This is a genomic window from Myxococcus sp. AB025B (assembly GCF_006518215.1).
In the GTDB taxonomy this organism is placed as follows: Bacteria; Myxococcota; Myxococcia; order Myxococcales; family Myxococcaceae; genus Myxococcus; species Myxococcus fulvus.
Genome location: NZ_SRLW01000158.1, coordinates 1 through 22,723 on the forward strand (window position 1 = coordinate 1; position 22,723 = coordinate 22,723).

Below are 22,723 nucleotides of genomic sequence, written 5' to 3' on the forward strand. Positions count from 1 at the left end.
GCCCCGCCGCCCCCAGCCGGTGGTGGTGGAAGAGGTGGAGGACGACGACGAGGACGACTCGCCCCGCGGCCGTCGCGATTCGTCTCAGGGTGGGGGACGCGGCAAGTGGGTGACGGTGGCGCTGCTGGGCGCCCTGGTCCTCTTCATCCCCGGCTACATGATGTACACGCGGCACACGCGCAACGTGGCCCGGGAGCTGAAGAAGCACCTGGAGGCGTCCGCGGAGCTGCTCAAGCGCGACTCCTTCGACAGCTACAAGAAGGCGTGTGAGGCGGCCGACAAGGCGCTGGAGGTGAACTCCGACTCCGGCCTGGCCCACGGCTACCTGGCGTACGCCTACGCCATCCGCTGGGGTGAGCACGGCGGCGGCGACGACGCGCGCCGCCGCGCCGAGGAGCACCTGGCCGCGGGCATGAAGGCGGGCGACGTCAGCTCGCACCTCATCGCCGCGGAGGCGCTGGTGCAGACCTACGGCGGCAAGGGCAAGGAGGCCCTGGGCAAGCTGGAGGAGACGGTGAAGGGCCTGGACGCCCAGGGGCGCTCCAGCTCGCTGCTCTACCTGACGCTCGGCCTCATCCAGATGAACGCGGGTGACCTGGACCGCGGCCGCGACTCGCTGGAGCGCGCCCAGGTGCTCGCGCCCGACGACCCGCGCATCTACTCGGGCCTGGGCGCGGTGTACCGCCGGCTGGGCCAGGACAACACGGCCTGGAAGAACTACGACCTGGCCCTGCGCTACGAGAAGGACCACCCGGAGTCGCTCCTGGGCCGCTCCCTCCTGATGCTCGACCAGGACTCGCCCAACTACCCCCTGGTCCAGTCCATGCTGAAGAAGCTGCTGGACGCCGAGCCCCCGCCGTCGCCCCGTCAGCTGGCCGCCGCGCACCTGGCGCGCTCGCTCCTGGTCAGCCGCGTCTCCGCGTCGCTGCCCAACGAGAAGCCGGACATGCAGCAGAAGCTGGTGGAGGCCACGGGCGTGCCGCTGGACGCGCAGAAGGCGCGCGCGGAGATGCTCAAGAGCGAGGAGACGGGCTTCACGCTCGACAAGCAGAACCCGGACCTGCACCTCATCAAGGGCCGCCGGCTGCTCACTGAGGGCAGCTTCGACCAGGCCGCGGAGGAGATCCGCAAGGCCATCCGCGTGGACGGCTCGCGCGCGCAGTTCCACGTCGAGCTGGCCAAGGCCCTGATGGGCAAGCAGGGCGGCGAGAAGGAGGCCGCCGAGGCGCTCCAGACGGCCCTCAAGACGATGGGCGACAGCCCCAAGCTGGTGGTCATGCTGGGCAACGCCTACCGCCGCCAGGGCAAGCTGGATGAGGCCCTCAAGCAGTACGAGCGCGCGGTGAAGGACCCCAAGGCGAAGAACCCCGAGGCCCGCCTGGCCATGGGCGCCATCTACCGCGAGCGCTCCGACTGGACCAACGCGCAGACGCAGCTGGAGAAGGCGAGCCAGGAGTTCGTCGGCCAGCCCGAGCGCTCGGCGATTGCCCTCACGGAGCTGGCGCGCGTCTACCAGGGCAAGGGCGACGCGGCGAAGGCGGACGAGACGTACCAGCGCGCCCTCAACGCCGACGAGGCCTTCTCCCCGGCCTACTACTTCTACGCCACGCTGCTCTCCAAGGACGCCAAGCAGGGGCCCAAGGCGAAGATGCTGGCGCAGGAGTACCTCAAGCGCGAGCCGAGCGGCGAGCACGCCACCGCGGCGCGCACCCTCACCGGGGGCTGAGCAGGTCGGACAAGTGGGGCTGATGCGCGCGGCCAGCAGGGCGCGCACGGCCCCGGTCACCCGGGTTGATGGCCTCCGCGAGTGGGGCTATGCCCCGGGTGTTTGCCTTCCCGAACCCTCCAAGACACGAGGACGCGAGCCCGAGCCACGGTGTGGCGCCGGGCGGGCGGCCGTTCGTGGCCGGCGCGTCGTGGTGACGTGTCCTTGCCCACCCCCCGGTGGTGCCTGTATGGGAGGGCGGTTCCCGCGTCGGCAGCGTCCCTGTCACGCTCTCCCCTGGAGTCCGCTTGAGCGCGCGTGCCGAGTCCGTGTCGACGACCGCGTCCGACCTGATCTCCCTGATGAAGCCCCGGCTCTCCAGCCTGGTCCTCATCACCACGGCCGGCGGCATGTGGCTGGCCCCAGGTCCCCTGTCCACGGGCCATGCCCTGGTGACGCTGCTGGCCACGGCCGGCACGGTGGGCGCGGCCAACGCGCTCAACTGCTACTGGGAGCGCCACAGCGACAAGTTCATGGCGCGCACGCAGAGCCGGCCGCTGCCCTCCGGACGCATGGAGCCGGCGGTGGCGCTGTGGTTCGGCATCTCCCTGGCGGCGGTGTCCCTGCCGGCGCTGGCCCTGGGCGCCAACCTCCTGACGGCGGCGCTGGGGCTGCTCGCGCTGCTCAGCTACGTGCTGGCGTACACGCCGCTCAAGGCGCGCACCTCGGCGGCCATGCTGGTGGGCGCCGTCCCCGGCGCGCTGCCCCCGCTGATGGGCTGGACGGCGGTGACGGACCGCATCGACGCGGGCGGCTTCGCGCTCTTCGCCATCCTCTTCCTGTGGCAGATGCCGCACTTCATCGCCATCGCCCTGTTCCGCAAGGAGGAGTACGCGGCGGCGGGCCTCAAGTCCGTGCCGATTGAGCGCGGCGACGAGTCCAGCCGCGCGCAGATCGTCCTCTACCTGGTGGCGCTGGTGCCCATGACGCTCTTGCCCTTCCAGCTCCACATCGCCGGCTCCTGGTACCTGGCGGCCGCGGTGGGCCTGGGGCTGAGCTTCCTGGGCGTGGGGGCGTGGGGGTTCTTCCGCCGGCTGGGGAAGCCCTGGGCGCGCCAGACGTTCATCTTCTCGTTGATCTACCTCACCGGATTGTTCGCGGCGCTGAGCCTGGACCGCGTTCCCCGCGGCTAGGCGCGCGGGGCAGCCGGCGGAAAGCCCGCCCATGCCTGATACCTCGGTTCACACCCCTCCACCCGCGCTGCTCCACCTCGAGGGGCTGACCCGACGCTTCAAGGACCGCGTGGCCGTGGACGGCCTCACGCTGTCGGTGCGGCCCGGCGAAATCCTGGGCCTGTTGGGCCCCAACGGCGCCGGCAAGTCCACCACCTTCCAGATCCTGGCGGGCCTGCTCGCGCCTGACGCGGGCCAGGTGCGCTTCGCCGGCCGCGAGCTGTCCCTGAGCGACCCGGCGCTGCGCCGGCAGATGGGCATCATCTTCCAGCGCGGCAGCCTGGATGACCTGCTCACCGCGCGGGAGAACCTGATGCTCGGGGCGCGGCTGTACGGGCTGACGGGCGAGCGGGCCCGCGAGCGCGTGGAGTCCATGCTGGGGCTCATCGGCCTGTTGGACCGGGGCGACGAGCGGGTGGGCACGTGGTCCGGGGGCATGCGCCGCCGGCTGGAGCTGGCCCGGGCGCTGGTGCACCAGCCCCGCGTGGTGCTGATGGACGAGCCCACGCAGGGCCTGGACGAGGCCGCCTTCCGCACCTTCTGGGCGCACCTGAAGCGGCTGCGCGACGCGGAGGGGCTGACGGTGTTGCTCACCACGCACCGGGCCGACGAGGCCGAGGTCTGCGACCGGCTGGCGGTGCTCGACGCGGGGAAGCTGGTCGCGTGTGACACGCCGGCCGCGCTGGTCGCGCGCATGGGCGGGGACCTCCTCACGGTGGAGGCGCCCGAGCCGGAGACGCTGGCCCGGGAGGTCCGCGAGAAGCTGGGCGTGGACGCGAAGGTGGTGGAGGGGCGGGTGCAGGTGGAGGCCCGGCAGGGCCACGCGCTGGTGCCCCGGTTGGTGGAGTCCTTCCCGGCGGGACGGATGACGTCCGTCGCGCTGCGCCGCCCCACGTTGGCGGATGTGTTCCTGCAGCTCACCGGGCGCGCGCTGGGCGCCGACGTGCCGGCCGTGGAGGCCGCGCCGAGGAGACGCCGATGAACGCCGAGGTTTCCACCGCGCAGCCGCCCCCCGTGGCCGAGGACGCGCGGGCACCGGGCGCGCCGGGCACGCTGGCGCTGCAGTGGGCGACGGTGCGGGTGCTGATGGCGCGCGACGTGGTGCGCTTCTTCCGTCAACCCAGCCGCGTGGTGGGCGCGCTGGCGCAGCCCATCCTGTTCTGGTTCGTCATCGGCTCGGGCTTCGCGGGCTCGTTCCGCGTCGAGGGCGCGCGGGGGCTGGGCTACCAGCAGTTCTTCTTCCCGGGCGTCGTCACCATGGTGCTGTTGTTCAGCGCCATCTTCGCCACGATTACCGTCATCGAGGACCGCCGTGAGGGCTTCCTCCAGGCGGTGCTCGCGGGGCCGGGCTCCCGGCTGGCGGTGGTGCTGGGCAAGGCGCTGGGCTCGTCCGCGATTGCCCTGATGCAGGCGTCCTTGTTCCTGCTGCTGGCGCCGCTCGCCGGCGTGAGCGCGGCCACCCTGGACCTGCCGCTGCTCGTGGCGGTGATGGTGCTGTCGGCGCTGGCGCTGACGGGCATGGGCATGTCGCTGGCGTGGTGGGTGCGCTCGAGCGCGGGCTACCACGCGGTGATGAGCATCGTGATGCTGCCCATGTGGGTGCTGTCCGGGGCCATGTTCCCGCTCAAGGGCGCGGACACCTGGCTGTCGTGGGTGATGGTGCTCAACCCGATGCGCTTCTCCGTGGAGGGCGTGCGGCGCGCGCTGTACGGCGCCGAGGCGTCCGTGGCGGTGGGCTCGCCCCTGTCCGGCGCGGGCTGGGAGGTGCCGGTGCTGCTGGCGTTCGCGGCGGTGTTCCTGGGGCTGGCGGCGGTGAGCGTCAGTCGGCGCGAATAGCGCGGACGGGCCGTTGGACAGGTCGGCGTCCTTTGACTACGAGGGAGCGCGGACGAAGTACCGGTTCACCGAGGAGATTGCACATGACGCTGCGCACGCTCGGCCTGTCGATGCTGGGAGCCGCGGGGCTGTTGGCCCTGCCCGCTTGCAAGAAGGAGGAGGCCCCGGCCACGCCTCCGCCCGCCGCGCCCGCCCAGGCGGCTCGCGCGCCCGAGGAGAAGGCGCCGCACGCAGCCACGCCCATCCAGGCGCCGGGGCAGACGACGAACGTCCCCGTGGGCAAGGGCGAGGTGAAGGGCACGGTGACCTTCACGGGCACGGCGCCCGTCGCGGCGGACCTGCCGCCCAGCGCGGACCCTGCCTGTGAGGGGCGGGCGTCGAAGGACGAGGCGGTGCTGGTGAAGGACGGCAAGCTGCGCAACGTGCTGGTGCGCGTGCGAGGCGCCGTGCCGGGGGCCTCCACGGTGCCGAGCGAGCCGGTGGTGGTGGACCAGTCGAAGTGCACCTACGTGCCGCGGGTGCAGGGCGCGGTGGCGGGGCAGCCCGTCGTCTTCAAGAACAGCGACGGCACGCTGCACAACGTGCGCGGCGTGGTGGGCACCAAGTCGGCCTTCAACGTGGCCCAGCCGCCCTCGGGCGCGCCGGTGCAGAAGTCCGTGCCCGCCGCGGATGACGTGCTGAAGCTCAAGTGTGACGTGCACCCGTGGATGACCGCGTTCGTGGTGAGCAACCCGAACCCGTTCTTCGCCACCACGGGCGAGGACGGCACCTTCGCCATCCAGGGCCTGCCCGCGGGCACGTACACCCTGGAGGCGTGGCACGAGACGTTCGGCACCAAGAGCGCCGAAGTCACGGTGAAGGACGACGCGCCGGCCACCGTCGCCTTCACGTTCACCGCCGAGGACGCGTCCGCGAAGAAGTAGGGCTGACAGGGGCGCCTTCCGCGAGACGGAAGGCCCCTCGCGGCGCGGGCCTCGCGCACGACGCGGTGTGCGCTTCGATGGAAAGGGCTCCTCGCCACGTTCGCGAGGAGGCCCCGCCTACGCCGCGGGCTGCTCCAGCGAGCCCGGCGGCCCCGCCTTCTTCACCGTGAAGCCCACGCGCGCGCCGCCGCCCTCGCGGTTCTCCGCGAACGTCTCGCCGCCGTGGGCCTTCGCGATGCGCTGCACCAGCGCGAGCCCCAGGCCCAGTGAGCCCGCCTCGCGGGCCTCTCCGCCCCGGTCCTTCCGGTAGAAGGGCTGGAAGATGCGCTCCTCCTCACCCTGGAGGAGCCCCGGACCCCGGTCCTCCACGCAGAAGCACATGTCCTCCTCGCGCTCCTCCACCCGCAGCGTGCTCGCGCCGCCGCCGTGCTTGCGCGCGTTGTCCAGCAGGTTGGCCAGCGCGCGCCCCAGCAGCGTCGCGTCGCCCACCAGCACCGCCTCCGGCAGCTCCGAGTCGAGCAGCTCGGGCGGCAGCCCCGCGCGCTCCAGCGCCTGACTCGCCAGCGTGCGCCCATCCAGTACCCGGGGCGTGAGCTGTCCGAAGTCCAGCCGCGAGCTCGCCAGCAGCTCGCCCACCAGCGCGTCCAGCTCCACCACCTCGCGGTCCACCTGGTCCAGCGTCTTGGGATTCCCGCCGCCGTCGCGCAACAGCTCCGTCAGCACGCGCATCCGCGCCAGCGGCGTGCGCAGCTCGTGCGACACCGCCGCGAGCAGCTCGCGCTGGTCCGCCACCTGCTTCTCGATGCGCCCGGCCATGTCGTTGAAGGCGACCGCCAGCACGGTGAACTCACCCGTCGCGTGGGGGAGGACCTCGGCGCGAGCGTCGAGCCGTCCGGCGCCCAGCGCCTTGGTGGCCTGCACCAGCGCATCCACGGGCTTGGCCAGCCTGCGCGCCATCTTCCCCGAGGCCATCCACAGCATGAGGCACGCGGCGACCAGCGGGAGGATCAACTTCATCTTGTTCTTGGCGCGCTCGCTCCCGTAGCACAGCCGCACCTGCCCCAGCGTGGTGTCTCCGCGCACCACCGGGAGGGACATCTCGGTGCTGTTGCACAGCCCTCCGGCCAGCACGAGCAGCTTGCCCGACGCGTCCTTCAGCTCCACGTCGATGTCCAGGTCCCGCGCCACGGACTGCGCCAGCGCCTCCCTGCGCGCGGGCTCGTCCCAGACCTCCTCGAAGCGGTGGCTCGCGAAGTTCTTGAGCCGGACCATCTCCTGCTTCCAGGTGGTGCCTCCGACGATGTTGAACACCAGCCCCACCACCAGGCCCGTCAGCGAGATGGTCAGCCCGAACCACATGAACAGGCGCCGGTGCAGCCGGGAACGCACGAAGTGGCCCAACCGGCTCATGCGCCAGTGACTCCAGCGCGCCTGATGGTGTCGCCGCCACCGCTCGATGTGCTCGTGCCGGGGATGCTTCCCCCAACCCCCGGAACGTCGTCCCCAGCCCGGACGCTTGTCCGACGAGGAGTCGTCGTTCGCCCACTGTCCACCTTGTCCCTGGGCCCGGGCCTCCTCCACCTCGCGGTGGAGCCAGCGTGAGAACTCCTCGGCCTCCTCGCAGCTCAAGTCCCACGGGCCGCAGTCGTCGCGGCGCCACGGAGACGAGCGCCTCGGCTCGCCCTTGCCACCCTTGTCGTCCCGGCGGCCCATCAGAGGCCCTCTTTGGCGAAGACGTAGCCCACGCCACGCACCGTCTTGATGAGCCGCGTGCCGATGTCGCCGAGCTTCTGTCGCAAGTGGGAGATGTGCACGTCCACCGTGCGCTCGCCCACCACCGTGTCGCTGCGCCCCGCCTCACCCAGCAGCGCGTCCCGGGGGATGACGCGCCCCGCGCGGCGCACCAGCGCCACCAGCAGGTCGAACTCCAGCCCCGTCAGGTCCACCAGCTTGCCCTCCGCTCGCACCTCGCGTCCGGCCACGTCGATGGACAATCCGCCCGCCTCCAACCGGTCCGCCACCGCCGACGGCTGCGAGCGCCGCAGCACCGCCCTCAAGCGCGCCAGCAGCTCCCGGGGACTGAAGGGCTTGGGAAGATAATCGTCCGCGCCCAGCTCCAACCCCACCACGCGGTCCGTCTCGTCACCCTTGGCGGTGAGCATGACGACGGGGATGCGGCTCTTGGCGCGGATGCGCTTGCACACCTCCAGGCCGTCCATGCCCGGCATCATCACGTCCAGCAGCACCGCGTCGTAGGCACTGGCCTCCAGCGCGGCGAGCCCCCGCCCCCCATCCGGGGCATGCGTCACACTGACGCCGTTCTGCCCGAGGTACTGCGCGAGCAGTTCATACATGCGGGTGTCATCGTCGATGAGCAGGACGCGTGTGGACATGGACGGAGTCGATACTAACGCGGCCCGGGCGCTGGAGCCTGGGTCGTGGTGGAGGACGGCGAGCCGGCGGTCGCGGTGGCGTCCGGGGGGCACTCGGGCCCGTTGGCCGCAGGCGCTCGACGTCCCCAGCGCTCCGCGCCCCTGTCGCCGCGACAGGGACCGTGGTGGCGCGAGAGGCTCTGGAAGCCGGAGATGAAGCCTCCGATGACTCCCAGGGTGAGGACGACGATGAGGATGCCGCGGCGGGGTCGCATCATGAACATGGGGTTCCTCGATTCGTGTGTGTGAAAGGGTTTCAGACCATCGGGTGGTCATCGCCTCGCCAGCCCCGGTGCCCGCCGCAGCGGCGCCCGTGCCACCCGTGGCCATGGCCCCAGCCGTGCTCGAGCAGGTCCGCCAGCTCCCGGCGCTGGCGCGGGTCCAGCGCCTCATGCACCTGCGACAGCGCGCCCTGGAGCGTCTTGCGCGCGTTCTCCACCGCGACGTCGTGGCGCGCGAACAGCTCCCGCAGCGCGGCGCCGTCGAAGTGCTCCCCCCTGAGCGCGGTGCCGATGGCGGCGCGGCTGGGGCGCACCTCGTCACGCAGCTTGTCGAAGGCCTCGGTGAGCTCCTCGGTCGCCTGGACGATGACCTTCTCCTGGCCCGGAGAGGTCTCCAGCCGCTCGAACAGCCAGCGCAGGCGCATCCGCCAGCCGAAGCGACCCCCACGACGAGGTCCATGGTGGCGCCAGCCGCGGCCACCCCGCACGGTGTAGATGAGGCCGGCCAGACAGGCCGAGCCAAACAGAAATCCGAACATGAAGGTCCTGCTCCTTCCCAGCGGAGCGGGCCGGGATGGCGCGCTTCCGTCTTGGATGGGCAGGAAGGTAGAGGGCGGGTGTGAAGCCAACGCCCGGGGCCCCGTGAAGAAACGTGAAGCGCTTTCGCACCGTCCCGGGATGAAGGGGCGACTGTGGCCTGTTGACCTCTGGAGCGATTTTCAGCCCCTGGGATTGTCCTCTGGCCGACGACCGCCTGCCCGCTGGGTGGGGGTCGGGTGGACAAAACGGTCCTTGAGGTAGATTCTCGCTTCAGTGTCGGAGCGATGTCCGCCCCGCACTGGCGGTCCGGCTGGTCCCGGGTCGCCGTCTAGCAGAAAGAAGAAGGTCACATGGCATTCGGTACTGTGAAGTGGTTCAACGACGCCAAGGGTTTCGGCTTCATCGCGCAGGACAGCGGTGAGGACGTGTTCTGCCACCACACCGCCATCAACATGGATGGCTTCCGCACCCTGCAGGAGGGGCAGAAGGTGGAGTTCGAGGTGACCCGTGGCCCCAAGGGGCTGCAGGCCCAGAACGTCCGCGCGGCGGGCTAATCGCGTCATCCTGGCCACCCTTGAGTGAGCCCGAGGCCCGGTCTTCCCATGGGGAGGCTGGGCCTTCGTCTTTGCGGGCTCAGGGCCGCGGGGCAGGCGGGCGTGGGCGCCAGCCGCGTCGGGCCGGGCGTCGGGGCTTACCTTCGACGGGAACGCGCGGCGCATCCGCCGCCAGACGCCCGAGGGCGAAGGGGACGCGAGCCATGGGGGATACCAGCGTGAAGAAGGTGGAGAGCCGGCACTCGCCCCGGGGGGAGATGGGGCAGAAGTACCTGGCCTCCGGCGTGCGGCTGTCCATGCGGCTGTGGGAGGACGAGCCGCCAGGGGAGCCCAAGCCCGCCGCGCCGCGTGACTACGAGACGGTGGGCTTCGTGCTGAAGGGCCGCGCGGAGCTGCACCTGGAGGGGCAGCTCATCCTGCTCAACCCGGGTGACTCGTGGCTCGTGCCGCGCGGCGCCAGCCACACGTACACGATTCTGGAGACCTTCTCCGCGGTGGAGGCCACCAGCCCTCCGGCCGCCGTGCACGGCCGCGACGAGGGCGCGCGCGAGCAGAAGCCCGCGAAGGCGTGACGGAGCGGCGGGGCTCAGGGCTTGGGCGGGGCCTCCTCGAGAGGCACCGCCGCCTCCAGCGCGACGTCCGAGGTCGCCCGCGCGGCGTCGCGGCACTGGATGGTGCCCTTCACCCAGTGCCGCCGGTTCACGGGAGAATCCGTGACGATGATGGACGTACTGGAGCTCTTCCCGACGAAAAGGAGTGGCCCGCCCTGGCTCCCCGTGTCGAAGGACCAGTCGTACTCGCGCCCCTCACAGAGCTCCGCGGCCCGCCGGTGGAAGTAGCCCTGCAGCGTGCCCAGGTGTGTCTGCGGATTGCCGCGCACCTCAATCTGGATGACGCCCGGGGCCACCTCCATGTCGTGATAGCCGCCCGAGCCCGTCATCGGCTGGTAGGGCGTGACGCAGCCCGCGCAGAGCAGCGGCACGCAGGCGGTGAGGACTCGGCGCGAGAGGGGCATCCTCTGTCTATTCGGAAGCAGCCTCGCTTCCTGGTCGTGCACCGCTTCTTCGGAGGTGCTGCTCCAGGAGGGAGAGGATGCGCATGGGTCCTCGCGCCGTAACGGTTCCAAGGATTGTATCCTCGAGCCGAGGCGTGGCCCCCCAACCGCCACCTGGAGACCCCATGCATCCGAAGAGGCGTCATCGATGGTCTTCTCGCACCGCGGTGCTCGGCTTGAGCTTCGCGCTCATCGTCGCGCCGGGCTGCTCGAGCGACGACTCGCCCGGCGTGGATGTCCCAAACCCGCTGACCAATCCCAAGGACGGCCCCCCGGCCGGCAACCCGAACGCGGAGGCCACCTGCGGCGTGCCCGCGGAGGCGGGGCTCGCGGATGTCTCCAGGCCCACCACCGTCGTCGGCACGGGCACGCCCGCGAGCTGCACGAGCGCCGCCTTCATCGACGCCGTGGCCAAGGGCGGCGTCATCACCTTCGACTGTGGGCCGGAGCCGGTGACGCTCACGCTCGACCGGACGGCGAAGGTCTTCAACGACAAGGGGCCGGACATCGTCATCGACGGAAAGGGATTGGTGACGCTCAGCGGCGCGGGCCGGCACCGCATCCTGTACATGAACACCTGTGACAGGAATCAGGTCTGGACCACCGCGCACTGCGACAACCAGGACCACCCCCGGCTGACGCTCCAGAACCTCACCTTCATCGACGCCAGCTCCAAGAGCGAGACGGAGTTCGACGGCGGCGGCGCGGTCTGGGTTCGCGGTGGCCGCGTGAAGGTCATCAACTCCCGCTTCTTCAACAACGCGTGCGCGGATGTCGGCCCCGACGTGGGCGGCGCCGCGCTCCGTGTGTTCGACCAGTACAATGACCTGCCCGTGTACGTGGTGAACACGACCTTCGGAGGCAAGGCGGGCTATGGAGGGGGCTGCTCGAACGGCGGCGGCATCAGCAGCATCGGGGTGTCATGGACCGTCATCAACAGCCTGTTCTCCCACAACCGGGCCATCGGCAACGGCGCCAATCCCTCGCGCCCGGGGACGCCGGGTGGCGGCAGCGGCGGCGCCATCTACAACGACGGCAACAGGATGACGCTGTCCCTGTGCGGCACGCGAATCGAGCACAACGAGGTCAACGCGCACGGCAGCGCCATCTTCTTCGTCAGCAATGACCACTCGGGCGACATCCGCATCGACCGCTCGGTCATCCAGAACAACCTGGGCGGCTCCTGGTACGTGACGCACCCCCAGATTTCGAATCACTCGGACACGCCCATCACCGTCACCAACTCCACGATTCAGTGACGGACCGGCCGTGACGGGGCGCTAATAGACATAGGGCACCTGCTGGGCCCAGGTGCTCTTGCCGTAGTGCCGGTGCAGATGGCGGAAGGCGGCCATGGCCTCGGGGGTGTTCTGGTTGCAGACCCGCTTGCTGGCGCGCACGGCGCGGTACAGGGCGATGGGCGAGCGAGGGTCCTTCGGGTGCTCCTTGGCCCAGGCGAGCGCGACCTTCGAGAAGTACACCACTGCGCTCCCCGCCTCGACAATCCGTTGCCATTCCGAGACCGCCGTCACGCGCTCCTCCTCACTCACGAAGGAGAACGGTGTCGCCTGCACCGGGTACAGCGTGCACCACCAGTTGTCCTTCCCGGAGGCGAAGGTGGTGAGGCCGGGGTGCCAGATGCGCCTCGGGTCGGTCACCAGGGTGACCGAGAGCACGGGCAGCCCCATGCGGAGTCCAGGCCAAGGGAGTGCAGGGCCAGCGACCTGGCCTCGTTCCAGACCCCCTGCTCCTTCGAGGTGTCACCGCGCTCCAGCTCGCCTTCCATGCGCTTCCAGGTGTCCACCACCGCGCGCTGTTCCTCGGGCGTGGTGGGCACCCCCATCATCCAACGCCACGCATAGGCGAGGTGCATGGGGTGGTGTGTGCCCGCGAGCATCTCCAGGTGCCCCGCGGCGAAGCGCTCGAAGGGGGCGTCGGGATGCGAGTACATGCTGGCCTGATCACCCCCGGGACCACATGCCTCGGCCGGAGCGGCGGGCCACAACAGGAGGAGCCACAGGCAGAGCGCGAGGAGGGGCTTCATGGCGTCAGGTCCTTCAGGGCCTGGGCGAGCGACTCCGACGTCCAGGGGCGGGGGTTGAAGAGGTAGAGCGTGTCCACGCCGGAGGGCGCGCGGTGTCGCTCGTCGAGCGCGAGGCCCACGCTTCGGCCACACGGCGCCGCGCCGCCGCGCGCGAACCGGGCGCGCCACGTGGGCCCCTCCGGGCCCATGCGGAACAGCTGGGGGACGACCTCGTCCACGGGGGCCTGCTCCAACCAGCTCCCCCGCGTGCACCACGAGGCGAGCCCGGTGATGGACAAGGGACGCGAGGCGCCCAGCAGCTCGCGCGTCTGGCGCAGCAACGCCAGATACGCCGCCTGCTCCGACTCGCGGGCGTCGAAGTCGATCTGGAGCATGGACACGTCCCGGGCGCGGGCCAGGTCGACCAGGCGCTGGGCCACCCCGCGCAGCTGGGCGGGCGAGTAGTGCGCCAGTGAGGCGCCGTCGCGCATCTCCAGGCGGATGGTGCCGCGAGGGCGCTTGCCGGCCGGAAGCCGGATGGGCTGTTGGCGCGAGTGGGTGCGCCATCGCGACGCGCGCAGCTCCAGCGTCGCCAGGAGGACGGACACCTCGACGGAGGGATTCGCGAGGAAGCTCAAGTCCTCGGGGCGCTCCCACGCCCACAGGACGACGCGGGGGGCGAGTGGGGGCGTCGGCTGGAGCGGACACGACACGGCCAGGCCCAGGAGCAGGAGCAGGGCGGCGAGACTGCCACGGCGTGGCATTGAGGCCTCATGCGGGATGGGGGATTGACGGGCGAGCGTGGCCACGGGACCGCGCCCCTCACGATAAAGCAATGCCAGTGCCAGACGGCGGCGAGGCTCGTGGCGGGCGGGGCTATCGAAAACACCCGCGCACGCTTGATGATGGTGTCATGCCCAGGTCTCTGGAGTGCCGCGTCACGTTGCTGGTCGCCCTGTCCATGCTGGTGCCAGGGTGGGCCGTCGCGGCGTCCCCGACCGCGGGGAGCGCGCCGGTGACGCTCCGCTGGAAGGTGCCGCCGTCCTCGCTCGGCTATTCGTACACGATGGACACGATGTCCCCGAAGTCGAGCACCATGAAGGTGGACATCTCCGGCGTGCGGCTGCGGGGCGAGCCCGCCGGCAAGCGCAAGAAGCTGTTCGAGATGGCGCAGCCGACCCAGTCCGCCATGGCGCTCGTGCTGTCTCCGAAGCCCTCGGGTGACGTGGCCGCGCGGGTGGTGGTGACGAAGATGGAGATTCCCAAGACGAAGCGCGCGTCGAAGGAGTCCAAGGAGCTGGCCCGGCAGCTGAAGGCCATGGAGGGCGGCGTGCAGATTCGGGCCACCCTCACGCCCTCGGGGTTGGTCACCAGCGACTTGAAGCGCGAGCACCGCAACCTGGTGGCCTTCATGGTGGAGCTGCCGTCGCGCCCCGTGTCCGTGGGCGACGTGTGGACCCACAGCGCCGACCTGGTCGACATGGGGAAGCACTGGAACGGCGAGAGCGACGCCATCAACCGTGTGGAGCTGGTGTCCCTGGAGCGCGAGGCCGAGGGCACCACGGTGGCCGTCATCGACTTCACCGTCGCGGAGCGCCACGCCGGCCGCTACGATAACCCCGCGCTGGCCAGACCCATCCCCGCCACCATGGAGATGTCCTATGTGGGGCGCGGCGAGTTCCTCGTCGAGGAGGGCCGCTGGCACCGCGTCGCGGGGGAGATGGCCACCATCGCCAAGGGCGTGGTCTCCGTGGACTCCGCGCAGCGCTTCGTCATGGTGCCGCTGGAGCCCATCCCGGCGGAAGTCCTCTCCGCCCAGTAGCGCGCCTCGGCGCTCCTTCCACACCGGGTCATTCGGAACTGGGGGACTGACACCTGGCTCGGGTGTCACGGCTCACCCGTGTTTCATTGTTGATGCTTGGGTTACGGTCACCGGCCCTCCCATGTCTTGATTCTCCCACGGATACCCCGGTCTCGGGAGGAAGGCCGAGGTGTGTCAGGAGTGGCGCTCTTGAAAGGCAGACAGTGGCAGCAGGACCCCCAGGGTTCCGCTGGTGTCGGGCGGCCTTGTTGGCATTGGGGATGGGTTGTGGCGAGACGCTGCCCATCGACGCGTCGGAGTCGGAGTCGCGGACCCAGCGCGGTTCGCTCGCGGGCGGGCAGTCGGTGGCGCGGGTCGCGGCGGGGGCGTACCACTCGCTACCAGGACGGGGATGGCTACGGGCACGGTGGCCACTGGCAGTACGCGTGCAACCGTCCGGAGGGCTACACGAACAACGGCATCGACTGCCACGACAGCAATGCGGCCATCAACCCGGGCCAGCCGGAGTCCTGCCTGGATACCATCGACAACAACTGTGATGGCTACATCGCCCCGTACTGCGGCGGGCCGACGAACCCCAATCCCAACCCGTGCAATGGCGACCCCTTGTGCCATGAGCCCTGAGTGAGACCCTCCGCCGGGCATCCCGTGTCGTGGGATGCCCGGCGGTGCTTCAAGGCCGCGGGCTACGGGGTGACGATGAGCCCGGTGACGCGGGTGTTGTTGTCCTCACGCAGCTCGTGCAGTGACTCGGTGGCATCCACGAATGCGCCCAGGTGGTAGGCGCCGGCCAGTCCCATCGCGCCGGGCGGGAGGGTGGCCGACACGGTCAGCGGCTGGGTGCTGCAGCTGTTCGGGTTCAGCGAGTTGAGGTTCGCGACCCCGAGGAGGGCCTGGTCCGGCGCGGGCTGCACCGAGTCCGGGGTGAGCACCGTGCCGAGCGAGGTATAGAGGTGCACGCTGCTCGGGTCGCTGGGCTGGGTGCCCTGGTTGCAGACCGTCACCGTGGCGGTGAAGGAGTTCCCCATCCGGACGAAGGAGGGACCCGTCAGCGCGGTGACCACCAGGTCCGCCTTGTTGCCGACGCCCACGAGCCCCTTGATGAAGATGTTGTTGTCCTCGCGCAGCTCCTGGACGTTCGCGTCCTCGTCGACGATGGCGCCCACGTAGTAGGCGCCCTCGGTGTTGTAGGCGTCCGGAGGCAGGTGGGGCGTGAGCTGCGTGGGCACCGTGGTGCAGTTCCCAGGGAGGAGCGAGGGCACGGGGACGTAGCCCAGCGGAGACTGGTCCATCGGCGGATAGGGCGGCGAGTTGGCGCCCATCGCCGTCAGCGCGTCGTCCATGGACAGGTACAGCTGCACGTGGCTCGACGTGCTGACCTCCGTGCCCTGGTTGCACACCGTCACCGTGCCCGTCACGTTCTGCGCAGGGGGCCCATCCAACCGGAAGCTCGGCGGCACGCTCATGCCGGTGATGACGAGATCCGCCTTGCTGCCGATGCCGACGAGGCCATGGATGAACGTGTTGTTGTCCTCGCGCAGCTCCTGGACGTTCTCGTACTCGTCGACGATGGCGCCGATGAAGAACGCGCCGTCCTGGCCCTGCGCGTCCGGAGGCCGGTTGGGCCAGATGTCCGTGGTGACGGTGGTGCAGTGGCCGGAGGCCAGGTTCGGCACCCAGGCGCTGCCCGCGTACATCTGGTCGGTGACGGGATAGGGCGGCATGCTGGGGCCCATGGAGGTCAGCTGGTCGTCCATGGAGATGTAGAACCGGACCTCCGTGGAGTCGCTCAGGGAGGTGCCCTGGTTGCAGACCGTCACCGAGGCCGTCGGGGTCGGCGAGGAGGGGCCGCTGGTGCGCAGGCTGGGCGGCACCACCATGCCGGTGATGACCAGGTCGGCCCTGTTGCCGACACCGATGAGGCCGTGGATGAACGCGTTGTTGTCCTCGCGCAGCTCCTGCTCGTCGTCCTGCTCATCGACGATGCCGCCGACGTAGTACGCGCCCTCGAGGCCCTGCGCCGCCGGAGGCATCGCGGAGGAGAGCGGGACATTCACGGTGGCGCAGCGTCCGGCGAAGAGCGAAGGCACCGGGGCCATTCCGAGCGGCGCCTGGTCCATGACGGGGTAGGGCGGCGTGTTGGGTCCCATGGCGGTCAGCGTGTCATCCATGGAGAGGTAGAGCCGGACCTGCGTCGACCCGCTGTCCTGCGTGCCCTGGTTGCACACCGTCACCGAGGCCGACACGGAAGAAGCAGGACCGTTCCGGAGGCTGGGCGGCACCACCATGCCGGTGATGACCAGGTCGGACCCATTGCCGACACCGACGAGGCCATGGATGAACGTGTTGTTGTCCTCGCGCAGCTCCTGGACGTTCGCGTCCTCGTCGACGATGGCGCCCACGTAGTACGCGCCGCTGTTGCCCTGCGCGTCCGGAGGCAGCTGGGGCGTGAGCTGGGTGGACATCGTGGCGCAGTGCCCGGGGAAGAGCGAGGGCACGGGGACGAAGCCCAGCGGCGACTGGTCCATGGGCGGATAGGGCGGCGAGTTGGGGCCCATCGCCGTCAGTACGTCATCCATGGACAGATACAGCCGCACCTGCGTCGACGTGCTGTTCTGCGTGCCCTGGTTGCAGACCGTCACCGTGCCCGTCGCGGGCTGCGACGAGGGAGACCAGCCGGTGCGGAGGCTGGGCGGCACCTTCATGGCGGTGACGACGAGGTCCGGCTTGCCGCCGATGCCGACGAGGCCGTGGATGAACGCGTTGTTGTCCTCGCGCAGCTCCTGGACGTTCTCGTACTCGTCGACGATGGCGCCGATGAAGAACGCGCCGTCCTGGCCCTGCGCATCCAGAGGCCGGTTGGGCCAGATGTCAGCGGAGGCGGTGATGCACTGGGTGGGGTAGAGGTTTGGCACCCAGGCGCTGCCCGCGTACGCCTGGTCCATGACAGGGTAGGGTGGCATGCTGGGGCCCATGGGCGTCAGCTGGTCGTCCATGGAGATGTAGAGCCGGACCTCCGTGGAGTCGCTGTGGGAGGTGCCCTGGTTGCAGACGGTGACCTTCGCCTTCGGGGGCTGCGAGGAGGGGTAGCCGCTGGTGTTCAGGCTGGGCGGCACCTCCATGCGGGTGATGACCAGGTCGGACTTGTTCCCGAAGCCGACGAGGCCGTGGATGAACGCGTTGTTGTCCTCGCGCAGCTCCTGCTCGTCGTCCTGCTCGTCGACGATGCCGCCGACGTAGTACGCGCCCTCGAGGCCCTGGGCCGCCGGAGGCAGCGAGGCCGCGAGCGGGGTGGACAGGGTGGCGCAGCGTCCGGGGTAGAGCGAGGGCACGGTGGCGAAGCCCAGCGTGGACTGGTCCATCGGCGGATAGGGTGGCGGATTGGGCCCCATGGCCGTCAGCGTGTCATCGACGGACAGGTACAGCCGCACCTGCGTCGACCCGCTGTCCTGCGTGCCCTGGTTGCACACCGTCACCGAGCCTGTCTGGGGTTGCGGGGACGGGTAGCTCTGGGAGCGGAGGCTCGGCGGCACCACCATGCCGGTGATGACCAGGTCGGACCCGTTGCCGACGCCGACGAGGCCGTGGACGAACGTGTTGTTGTCCTCGCGCAGCTCCTGGACGTTCGTGTCCTCGTCGACGATGGCGCCGACGTAGAAGGTGCTGTCCGTGTAGGAGGCATCCGGAGGCAGATGGGGCATGAGCTGGGTGGACACCGTGGCGCAGCGCCCGGGGAAGAGCGAGGGCACGGGGACGAAGCCCAGCGGCGACTGGTCCATGGGCGGATAGGGCGGCGCGTTGGGGCCCATCGCCGTCAGCACGTCATCCATGGACAGGTACAGCCGCACCTGCGTCGACCCGCTGTCCTGCGTGCCCTGGTTGCACACCGTCACCGTGCCCGTCGCGGGCTGCGACGAAGGATACCAGCCGGTGCGGAGGCTGGGCGGCACCGTCATCGCGGTGACGACGAGGTCCGGCTTGTCGCCGATGCCGACGAGGCCGTGGATGAACATGTTGTTGTCCTCGCGCAGCTCCTGGACGTTCTCGTACTCGTCGACGATGGCGCCGATGAAGAACGCGCCGTCCTGGCCCTGCGCGCCCGGAGGCCGGTTGCCCCAGATGTCGGCGGCGGCGGTGATGCACTGGGTGGGGTAGAGGTTCGGCACCCAGGCGCTGCCTGCGTACACCTGGTCGGTGACGGGATAGGGCGGCATGCCGGAGCCCATGGAGGTCAGCTGGTCGTCCATGGAGATGTAGAGCCGGACCTCCGTGGCGTCGCTGTGGGAGGTGCCCTGGTTGCAGACGGTGACCTTCGCCTTCGGGGCCGACGAGGAGGGGTAGCTGTTGCCGCGCAGGCTGGGTGGCACCTCCATGCGGGTGATGACCAGGTCCGCCTGGACTCCGAAGCCGACGAGGCCGTGGATGAACGCGTTGTTGTCCTCGCGCAGCTCCTGCTCGTCTTCCTGCTCATCGACGATGCCGCCGACGTAGTACGCGCCCTCGAGGCCCTGGGCCGCCGGAGGCAGCGCGGGCGAGAGGTTCGTGGAGACGGTGGAGCACTGTGAGGGGAAGAGCGAGGGCACCGGAGCATGTCCGAGCGGCGCCTGGTCCGTGACGGGCTGCGGCGGCGCGCTGGGGCCCATGGCGGTCAGCACGTCGTCCATGGAGAGATAGAGCCGGACCTGCGTCGGCCCGCTGGGCTGCGTGCCCTGGTTGCACACCGTCACGGAGCCCTTGGGCTGCTGCGACGAAGGGTATCCGCTGTTGTGCAGACTGGGCGGCACCACCATGCCGGTGATGACCAGGTCGGACCCGTTGCCGGCGCCGACGAGGCCGTGGATGAACGCGTTGTTGTCCTCGCGCAGCTCCTGGACGTTCGCGTCCTCGTCGACGATGGCGCCCACGTAGTACGCGCCGTTGTTGCCCTGTGCGTCCGGAGGCAGCTGGGGCGTGAGCTGGGTGGACACCGTGGCGCAGCGTCCGGCGAAGAGCGAGGGCACGGGGACGAAGCCCAGCGGCGACTGGTCCATGGGCGGATTGGGCGGCGCGTTGGGCCCCATCGCCGTCAGCACGTCATCCATGGACAGGTACAGCCGCACCTGCGTCGACCCGCTGTCCTGCGTGCCCTGGTTGCACACCGTCACCGTGCCCGTCACGGGCTGCGACGAAGGACTCCAGCCGATGCGGAGGCTGGGCGGCACCTTCATGGCGGTGACGACGAGGTCCGACTTGTCGCCGAAGCCGACGAGGCCGTGGATGAACGCGTTGTTGTCCTCGCGCGTCTCCGCCACGTTCTCGAACTCATCGACGATGGCGCCGAAGTAGTAGGCCCCCTGGAGGCCATTGGCGTCCGGCGGCAGGTGGGGCCAGAGGTCCGTGGTGAGCGTGGCGCACTGACTGGGATACAGGTCCGGCACGTAGGCGTTGCCCACCTGCGTCTGGTCCGTGACGGGGACAGGCGGCGCGCTGGGCCCCCGGGACGTCAGCACATCATCCATGGAGATGTAGAAGCCCACCTCCGTGGAACTGCTGTGGGAGGTGCCCTGGTTGCAGACGGTGACCTTCGCCTTCGGCGCCTGCGAGTAGGGGTAGTTGCTGGCGCGGAAGCTCGGCGGCACCACCATGGCGGTGATGACCAGGTCCGGTCCATTCACCAGGGAGCCCGTGCTGGCGCCCAGGTGGGTCGCTGGTGACGCCCCATCACCGCCGGAACAGCCGGTGCTCCCTGTGAGCATCAAACCCAGCATCAGCAGACCGCTGCTGGCGGTCGTTCTCCATGCTGCCCTCTTCATGTCGTCTCCCTTTGCCGCGACGGATGGGGTGCCCCGAGGCCTTCCAGGGCGTGTCTCCCATTACGTGCGCGGCGTCCAAGGTGAAAAGACAGAAAAACATGGAGAACAGGGCGGGTGCCAGGACCCGCTAGAAGTCGCGAACCGAGTCCATCACCGCCACGAGCGCGTCGCGGTCCAGGGGGACGACGGACGCGTTGCTGGCGGCCCGCAGCTTCTCATCCACGGCGTCGAGGATGCCCATCAGCGCGTCGTGGATGTGCTCTCGCTCCACGGTGAAGATGAAGGCGTGGCGCGCATCCAGCTTGTTGAAGCCCTCGGTGTAGTCCTTGACGATGGGGGTGAGCGCGGAGACGAGCGCGGACGGTGAGCCGCCGTGCTGGGGGGTGGCCGCGAGCGCGGCCGAGCGCGCCTGGCGATACAGCGCCGCCGCCTTCTTCGCCTTGGCCGGGGGGATGTTGTCCTCGCCGTCCCAGTGGCGGAAGGGATTGTCCAGGTTCTCCGCCAGCCACTCGGGCTTGCGCGGCTGTCGCACCGACACATCCACGACAATCCTGTGACAGGTGCATCCGCGTTGACCGACGTCAGGATGGGCAGTGCCTCGAACACCGCCAGGTCGGAGACGGCGCGGAGCCGGTCCGTGTCGAGCCGCTGCGTCGTGCGGCGCAGCTCCAGGCCGCCCAGCGTCACCAGCTCGCTGCGGTCCTCCTTGGCGAGGGTCTGCTTGAAGAGGTCCCGGGTCGCCTGGGGAATGGCCTCCCAACGGCGCTGGCTGAAGGTGAAGCGGCCCGTGGGCCAGTTGCTGTAGCTGACGCTCTTCTCCGTGAGCAGCGGCGGCCGGTTGCCCACGTGCACGTAGCCATGCGGCACGTCGATGGGCGCCCAGACGTGGACGTGGTGCTCCTTCCAGAAGAAGAAGTTGAAGACGATGGGCTTCATCGCCGCCACCGCCGCCGCGTCCGGGAGCTCGGGCCCCACCCAATCCAGGGACAGCACACAGGCCAGCTCGTCCTTCCCCTCCTGCTTCAACGCCGTGACCTGCACCGCGGTGTAGGCCGCGAGCCGAGGGGTGTAGACGACGAAGATGTCACCGACGGTGGGCTTCATGTGCGAGCGAATCCGAGGACAGGGTGGAGTGGCCCCAGTGTAGGTCGCGCCCTCGCTTGAAACAGTCCGTTCGGCCACGGTTCACCCGTGTTTCACGGCCCTCTCCGGGTAGACGGGGCGGACCTGGGCTCGATATCGTTGTTACTGCAACTTCGACACAGTTCTCACGACAAGGGGCCCCGGATGACGCTGTCTCGTTGGGTGATTGGATTCTCCGCGTTGCTGCTCGGCGCTTGTGGTGGACCGGCCGAGATGGAGGAAGGTGTTGCCCCGGAGACCACGGCCTCGGTGGAGCAGCGCTCCGAGCAGCCGGGTGGGGGGCGTCAGGGCTTCCACCGGACGTACTACCACGACGCCGCGAAGACGCGGTGGGCGGGCGCGGTGCATGGGGACTGCCTGGGCTACATCACCCAGTCCGGCGTGGTGACGCAGTACTCCGACGAGTACGCCTTCCTCTGCGAATGAGCGGTCGCGGCTCCGCCCTCGGGGCCGCTGGGCTCCGGGGGCGGGTCCTCGACGTCGTGGTGCCTCGGAAAACTGAGAGGGGCTGGCGGGGGCCGTGGATTTCCACGTGGCCGGACGCGAAGCCACGTGACGTTCGTGGTGCGCTCCGGACGAGGGCAGCGGCTTCTGGCCGGAGTTCGTTGCTGGCGTCTGTCTTGCTTTCGCGACGCGCATGACGTCGAGCAAGGGTCTCTCGAGGGTGCCGGGCAGGTCTGTTCCGGGATGGACGTGGCTCGTGGCGGTGGTGTTCCTGGCCGGCTGTCGTGGCCCCGAAGGCGAGCCGCCCCCGTCCTCCCACTCCCCCTTGTCGTTGAAGGGTGACCAGGTCCTGGGGCCGGAGTGCGAGGGCGTCGAGCTCACCTGTCCGGAGGGCTACGCCTGTGCCTGGTTCGACCTGGGGGCGGGCCGTGACATCCGCTGCGTCCAGTCCCCGGCCATCTGCGACCTGTTCACGTGCAGCTCCGGCGAGTGCATGGTGCTGGAGAGCCATCCGCTGCAGATCCGCTGCGGCGGCTCCTGACAGTGCGCCCCCTGGCCTCCGTGCACCGACTATCGTCGAGCACGGACCTTGCCGTGCGCGGACGACAGGAGCGGCCATGCTGGAGCTGCAGGAGCAGTTCATCGAAGCGCTGTTGGAGTCCGTGCCCCAGCCCTGGGAGCGCGTCGAGGTGCACTACGAGCGCTACGCGTGGGGTGGGGAGACGTCCGAGAAGTACATCGCCCATTGCTTCCTGCACGAACAGCGGACCGACGTGGACCTGACGCTGGAGGCGCTGGAGGCGCTGCAAACCTTGCAGGAGCACACGCCGGCGGGGCAGCGGGAGGCGTGGACGTGGCTCCTCTTCCGCCTCGACGCGGAGGGCAAGTACCACTTCGACTATCGCTACGGCGTGCCGCCCCTGGTGGCCAGGGAGATGGCGGCGCAGTGAGGCGGGCTGCTCCCTCGCTCATCGCGGGGTGGGGAGGTCCTCTTCCTGGAGC

At 69.9% G+C, this 22,723-nt stretch carries 24 protein-coding genes; 14 read left to right on the forward strand and 10 right to left on the reverse strand.

Annotation, left to right across the window (positions count from 1 at the left end; genetic code table 11):
• From FL311_RS24725 to FL311_RS24745, 5 genes are all read left to right on the forward strand, one after another.
• A partial coding sequence (locus FL311_RS24725; protein ID WP_141328564.1) for a tetratricopeptide repeat protein occupies positions 1-1,726 on the forward strand: 1,726 nt, incomplete at its 5' end.
• A 287-nt stretch (positions 1,727-2,013) separates the two neighbouring features.
• Positions 2,014-2,898, forward strand: coding sequence for a heme o synthase (gene cyoE, locus FL311_RS24730; protein WP_141328566.1), 885 nt, complete (start codon positions 2,014-2,016; stop codon positions 2,896-2,898).
• A gap of 31 nt (positions 2,899-2,929) precedes the next feature.
• Positions 2,930-3,919 (forward strand): ABC transporter ATP-binding protein, encoded by a 990-nt coding sequence (locus FL311_RS24735; protein WP_141328568.1) that lies wholly within the window; start codon positions 2,930-2,932, stop codon positions 3,917-3,919.
• On the forward strand, positions 3,916-4,773 hold the full coding sequence (locus FL311_RS24740) for an ABC transporter permease (protein WP_141328570.1): 858 nt from the start codon (positions 3,916-3,918) through the stop codon (positions 4,771-4,773). The genes FL311_RS24735 and FL311_RS24740 overlap by 4 nt, the downstream gene beginning before the upstream one ends.
• A gap of 83 nt (positions 4,774-4,856) precedes the next feature.
• A complete protein-coding gene (locus tag FL311_RS24745) occupies positions 4,857-5,696 on the forward strand; it encodes a carboxypeptidase regulatory-like domain-containing protein (protein ID WP_141328572.1) in 840 nt (279 codons plus the stop codon).
• A 117-nt stretch (positions 5,697-5,813) separates the two neighbouring features.
• Here FL311_RS24745 and FL311_RS24750 read toward each other — a convergent pair whose 3' ends face one another.
• Genes FL311_RS24750 through FL311_RS24765 form a run of 4 tightly spaced genes read right to left on the reverse strand, consistent with a single transcriptional unit; the run spans position 5,814 to position 8,888 of the window.
• Positions 5,814-7,409, reverse strand: coding sequence for an ATP-binding protein (locus FL311_RS24750; RefSeq protein ID WP_305036167.1), 1,596 nt, complete (start codon positions 7,407-7,409; stop codon positions 5,814-5,816).
• On the reverse strand, positions 7,409-8,089 hold the full coding sequence (locus FL311_RS24755) for a response regulator transcription factor (RefSeq protein WP_046715302.1): 681 nt from the start codon (positions 8,087-8,089) through the stop codon (positions 7,409-7,411). The genes FL311_RS24750 and FL311_RS24755 overlap by 1 nt, the downstream gene beginning before the upstream one ends.
• 14 nt (positions 8,090-8,103) lie before the next feature.
• Complete coding sequence (locus FL311_RS24760; RefSeq protein WP_141328574.1) at positions 8,104-8,346, reverse strand: hypothetical protein; 243 nt, start codon at positions 8,344-8,346, stop codon at positions 8,104-8,106.
• A 38-nt stretch (positions 8,347-8,384) separates the two neighbouring features.
• Positions 8,385-8,888 (reverse strand): periplasmic heavy metal sensor, encoded by a 504-nt coding sequence (locus FL311_RS24765; protein ID WP_141328576.1) that lies wholly within the window; start codon positions 8,886-8,888, stop codon positions 8,385-8,387.
• A gap of 351 nt (positions 8,889-9,239) precedes the next feature.
• On the opposite strand from FL311_RS24765, the gene FL311_RS24770 reads away from it, so the two are divergent.
• Both FL311_RS24770 and FL311_RS24775 read left to right on the forward strand, forming a co-directional pair.
• Positions 9,240-9,443: a cold-shock protein gene (locus FL311_RS24770; protein ID WP_046715299.1), complete on the forward strand. Its 204-nt coding sequence runs from the start codon at positions 9,240-9,242 to the stop codon at positions 9,441-9,443.
• 203 nt (positions 9,444-9,646) lie between these two features.
• Entirely contained in the window at positions 9,647-10,015 is a 369-nt protein-coding gene (locus FL311_RS24775) for a cupin domain-containing protein (protein WP_141328578.1), read from the forward strand.
• Between the two features lie 14 nt (positions 10,016-10,029).
• On the opposite strand, the gene FL311_RS24780 is transcribed toward FL311_RS24775, so the two are convergent.
• Positions 10,030-10,458, reverse strand: a complete 429-nt coding sequence (locus tag FL311_RS24780; protein WP_141328580.1) for a hypothetical protein — start codon at positions 10,456-10,458, stop codon at positions 10,030-10,032.
• 164 nt (positions 10,459-10,622) lie between these two features.
• Between FL311_RS24780 and FL311_RS24785 the strand changes: the two genes are divergently transcribed.
• On the forward strand, positions 10,623-11,756 hold the full coding sequence (locus tag FL311_RS24785; RefSeq protein ID WP_141328582.1) for a hypothetical protein: 1,134 nt from the start codon (positions 10,623-10,625) through the stop codon (positions 11,754-11,756).
• Positions 11,757-11,777: 21 nt separating this feature from the next.
• On the opposite strand, the gene FL311_RS44205 is transcribed toward FL311_RS24785, so the two are convergent.
• Genes FL311_RS44205 through FL311_RS24800 form a run of 3 tightly spaced genes read right to left on the reverse strand, consistent with a single transcriptional unit; the run spans position 11,778 to position 13,284 of the window.
• Positions 11,778-12,185, reverse strand: a complete 408-nt coding sequence (locus FL311_RS44205; RefSeq protein WP_194869354.1) for a tol-pal system YbgF family protein — start codon at positions 12,183-12,185, stop codon at positions 11,778-11,780.
• Positions 12,152-12,541, reverse strand: coding sequence for a hypothetical protein (locus FL311_RS24795; protein ID WP_141328584.1), 390 nt, complete (start codon positions 12,539-12,541; stop codon positions 12,152-12,154). Before FL311_RS24795 ends, FL311_RS44205 begins: the two co-directional genes overlap by 34 nt.
• Positions 12,538-13,284, reverse strand: a complete 747-nt coding sequence (locus tag FL311_RS24800) for a hypothetical protein (RefSeq protein ID WP_228557051.1) — start codon at positions 13,282-13,284, stop codon at positions 12,538-12,540. The genes FL311_RS24795 and FL311_RS24800 overlap by 4 nt, the downstream gene beginning before the upstream one ends.
• Before the next feature lie 149 nt (positions 13,285-13,433).
• On the opposite strand from FL311_RS24800, the gene FL311_RS24805 reads away from it, so the two are divergent.
• Positions 13,434-14,342, forward strand: coding sequence for a hypothetical protein (locus FL311_RS24805; RefSeq protein WP_141328586.1), 909 nt, complete (start codon positions 13,434-13,436; stop codon positions 14,340-14,342).
• Positions 14,343-14,609: 267 nt separating this feature from the next.
• Positions 14,610-14,966 carry a putative metal-binding motif-containing protein gene (locus FL311_RS24810; protein WP_194869355.1) on the forward strand — a complete coding sequence of 119 codons (357 nt, stop codon included), beginning with the start codon at positions 14,610-14,612 and terminating at the stop codon, positions 14,964-14,966.
• 62 nt (positions 14,967-15,028) lie between these two features.
• Here FL311_RS24810 and FL311_RS24815 read toward each other — a convergent pair whose 3' ends face one another.
• Both FL311_RS24815 and FL311_RS45310 read right to left on the reverse strand, forming a co-directional pair.
• Positions 15,029-20,134 carry a CARDB domain-containing protein gene (locus FL311_RS24815; RefSeq protein ID WP_141328590.1) on the reverse strand — a complete coding sequence of 1,702 codons (5,106 nt, stop codon included), beginning with the start codon at positions 20,132-20,134 and terminating at the stop codon, positions 15,029-15,031.
• Between the two features lie 127 nt (positions 20,135-20,261).
• Positions 20,262-20,672 (reverse strand): hypothetical protein, encoded by a 411-nt coding sequence (locus FL311_RS45310; RefSeq protein WP_228557052.1) that lies wholly within the window; start codon positions 20,670-20,672, stop codon positions 20,262-20,264.
• 333 nt (positions 20,673-21,005) lie between these two features.
• Here FL311_RS45310 and FL311_RS45315 point away from each other — a divergent pair, with 333 nt between their 5' ends.
• The 4 genes from FL311_RS45315 (at position 21,006) to FL311_RS24835 (ending at position 22,671) form a co-directional block, all read left to right on the forward strand.
• Positions 21,006-21,185: a hypothetical protein gene (locus FL311_RS45315; protein ID WP_228557053.1), complete on the forward strand. Its 180-nt coding sequence runs from the start codon at positions 21,006-21,008 to the stop codon at positions 21,183-21,185.
• A gap of 236 nt (positions 21,186-21,421) precedes the next feature.
• The gene (locus FL311_RS24825) at positions 21,422-21,703 is read left to right on the forward strand and encodes a hypothetical protein (protein WP_141328591.1); all 282 of its coding nucleotides are present in this window, start codon (positions 21,422-21,424) and stop codon (positions 21,701-21,703) included.
• Positions 21,704-21,914: 211 nt separating this feature from the next.
• Positions 21,915-22,262 (forward strand): hypothetical protein, encoded by a 348-nt coding sequence (locus tag FL311_RS24830; RefSeq protein ID WP_141328593.1) that lies wholly within the window; start codon positions 21,915-21,917, stop codon positions 22,260-22,262.
• 76 nt (positions 22,263-22,338) lie between these two features.
• Positions 22,339-22,671 (forward strand): hypothetical protein, encoded by a 333-nt coding sequence (locus FL311_RS24835; protein ID WP_141328595.1) that lies wholly within the window; start codon positions 22,339-22,341, stop codon positions 22,669-22,671.
• Positions 22,672-22,723 lie beyond the last annotated feature (52 nt).

What these genes read in the sequence shown, in the direction of transcription:
- FL311_RS24735 (WP_141328568.1), top strand. Translation starts at nt 2,930, where the DNA reads ATGCCTGATACCTCGGTTCACACCCCTCCACCCGCGCTGCTCCACCTC.
- FL311_RS24740 (WP_141328570.1), top strand. Translation starts at nt 3,916, where the DNA reads ATGAACGCCGAGGTTTCCACCGCGCAGCCGCCCCCCGTGGCCGAGGAC.
- FL311_RS24745 (WP_141328572.1), top strand. Translation starts at nt 4,857, where the DNA reads ATGACGCTGCGCACGCTCGGCCTGTCGATGCTGGGAGCCGCGGGGCTG.
- FL311_RS24750 (WP_305036167.1), bottom strand. Translation starts at nt 7,409, where the DNA reads ATGGGCCGCCGGGACGACAAGGGTGGCAAGGGCGAGCCGAGGCGCTCG.
- FL311_RS24755 (WP_046715302.1), bottom strand. Translation starts at nt 8,089, where the DNA reads ATGTCCACACGCGTCCTGCTCATCGACGATGACACCCGCATGTATGAA.
- FL311_RS24760 (WP_141328574.1), bottom strand. Translation starts at nt 8,346, where the DNA reads ATGATGCGACCCCGCCGCGGCATCCTCATCGTCGTCCTCACCCTGGGA.
- FL311_RS24765 (WP_141328576.1), bottom strand. Translation starts at nt 8,888, where the DNA reads ATGTTCGGATTTCTGTTTGGCTCGGCCTGTCTGGCCGGCCTCATCTAC.
- FL311_RS24770 (WP_046715299.1), top strand. Translation starts at nt 9,240, where the DNA reads ATGGCATTCGGTACTGTGAAGTGGTTCAACGACGCCAAGGGTTTCGGC.
- FL311_RS24775 (WP_141328578.1), top strand. Translation starts at nt 9,647, where the DNA reads ATGGGGGATACCAGCGTGAAGAAGGTGGAGAGCCGGCACTCGCCCCGG.
- FL311_RS24780 (WP_141328580.1), bottom strand. Translation starts at nt 10,458, where the DNA reads ATGCCCCTCTCGCGCCGAGTCCTCACCGCCTGCGTGCCGCTGCTCTGC.
- FL311_RS24785 (WP_141328582.1), top strand. Translation starts at nt 10,623, where the DNA reads ATGCATCCGAAGAGGCGTCATCGATGGTCTTCTCGCACCGCGGTGCTC.
- FL311_RS44205 (WP_194869354.1), bottom strand. Translation starts at nt 12,185, where the DNA reads ATGGGGCTGCCCGTGCTCTCGGTCACCCTGGTGACCGACCCGAGGCGC.
- FL311_RS24795 (WP_141328584.1), bottom strand. Translation starts at nt 12,541, where the DNA reads ATGAAGCCCCTCCTCGCGCTCTGCCTGTGGCTCCTCCTGTTGTGGCCC.
- FL311_RS24800 (WP_228557051.1), bottom strand. Translation starts at nt 13,284, where the DNA reads ATGCCACGCCGTGGCAGTCTCGCCGCCCTGCTCCTGCTCCTGGGCCTG.
- FL311_RS24805 (WP_141328586.1), top strand. Translation starts at nt 13,434, where the DNA reads ATGCCCAGGTCTCTGGAGTGCCGCGTCACGTTGCTGGTCGCCCTGTCC.
- FL311_RS24815 (WP_141328590.1), bottom strand. Translation starts at nt 20,134, where the DNA reads ATGAAGAGGGCAGCATGGAGAACGACCGCCAGCAGCGGTCTGCTGATG.
- FL311_RS45315 (WP_228557053.1), top strand. Translation starts at nt 21,006, where the DNA reads ATGGGCGCCCAGACGTGGACGTGGTGCTCCTTCCAGAAGAAGAAGTTG.
- FL311_RS24825 (WP_141328591.1), top strand. Translation starts at nt 21,422, where the DNA reads ATGACGCTGTCTCGTTGGGTGATTGGATTCTCCGCGTTGCTGCTCGGC.
- FL311_RS24830 (WP_141328593.1), top strand. Translation starts at nt 21,915, where the DNA reads ATGACGTCGAGCAAGGGTCTCTCGAGGGTGCCGGGCAGGTCTGTTCCG.
- FL311_RS24835 (WP_141328595.1), top strand. Translation starts at nt 22,339, where the DNA reads ATGCTGGAGCTGCAGGAGCAGTTCATCGAAGCGCTGTTGGAGTCCGTG.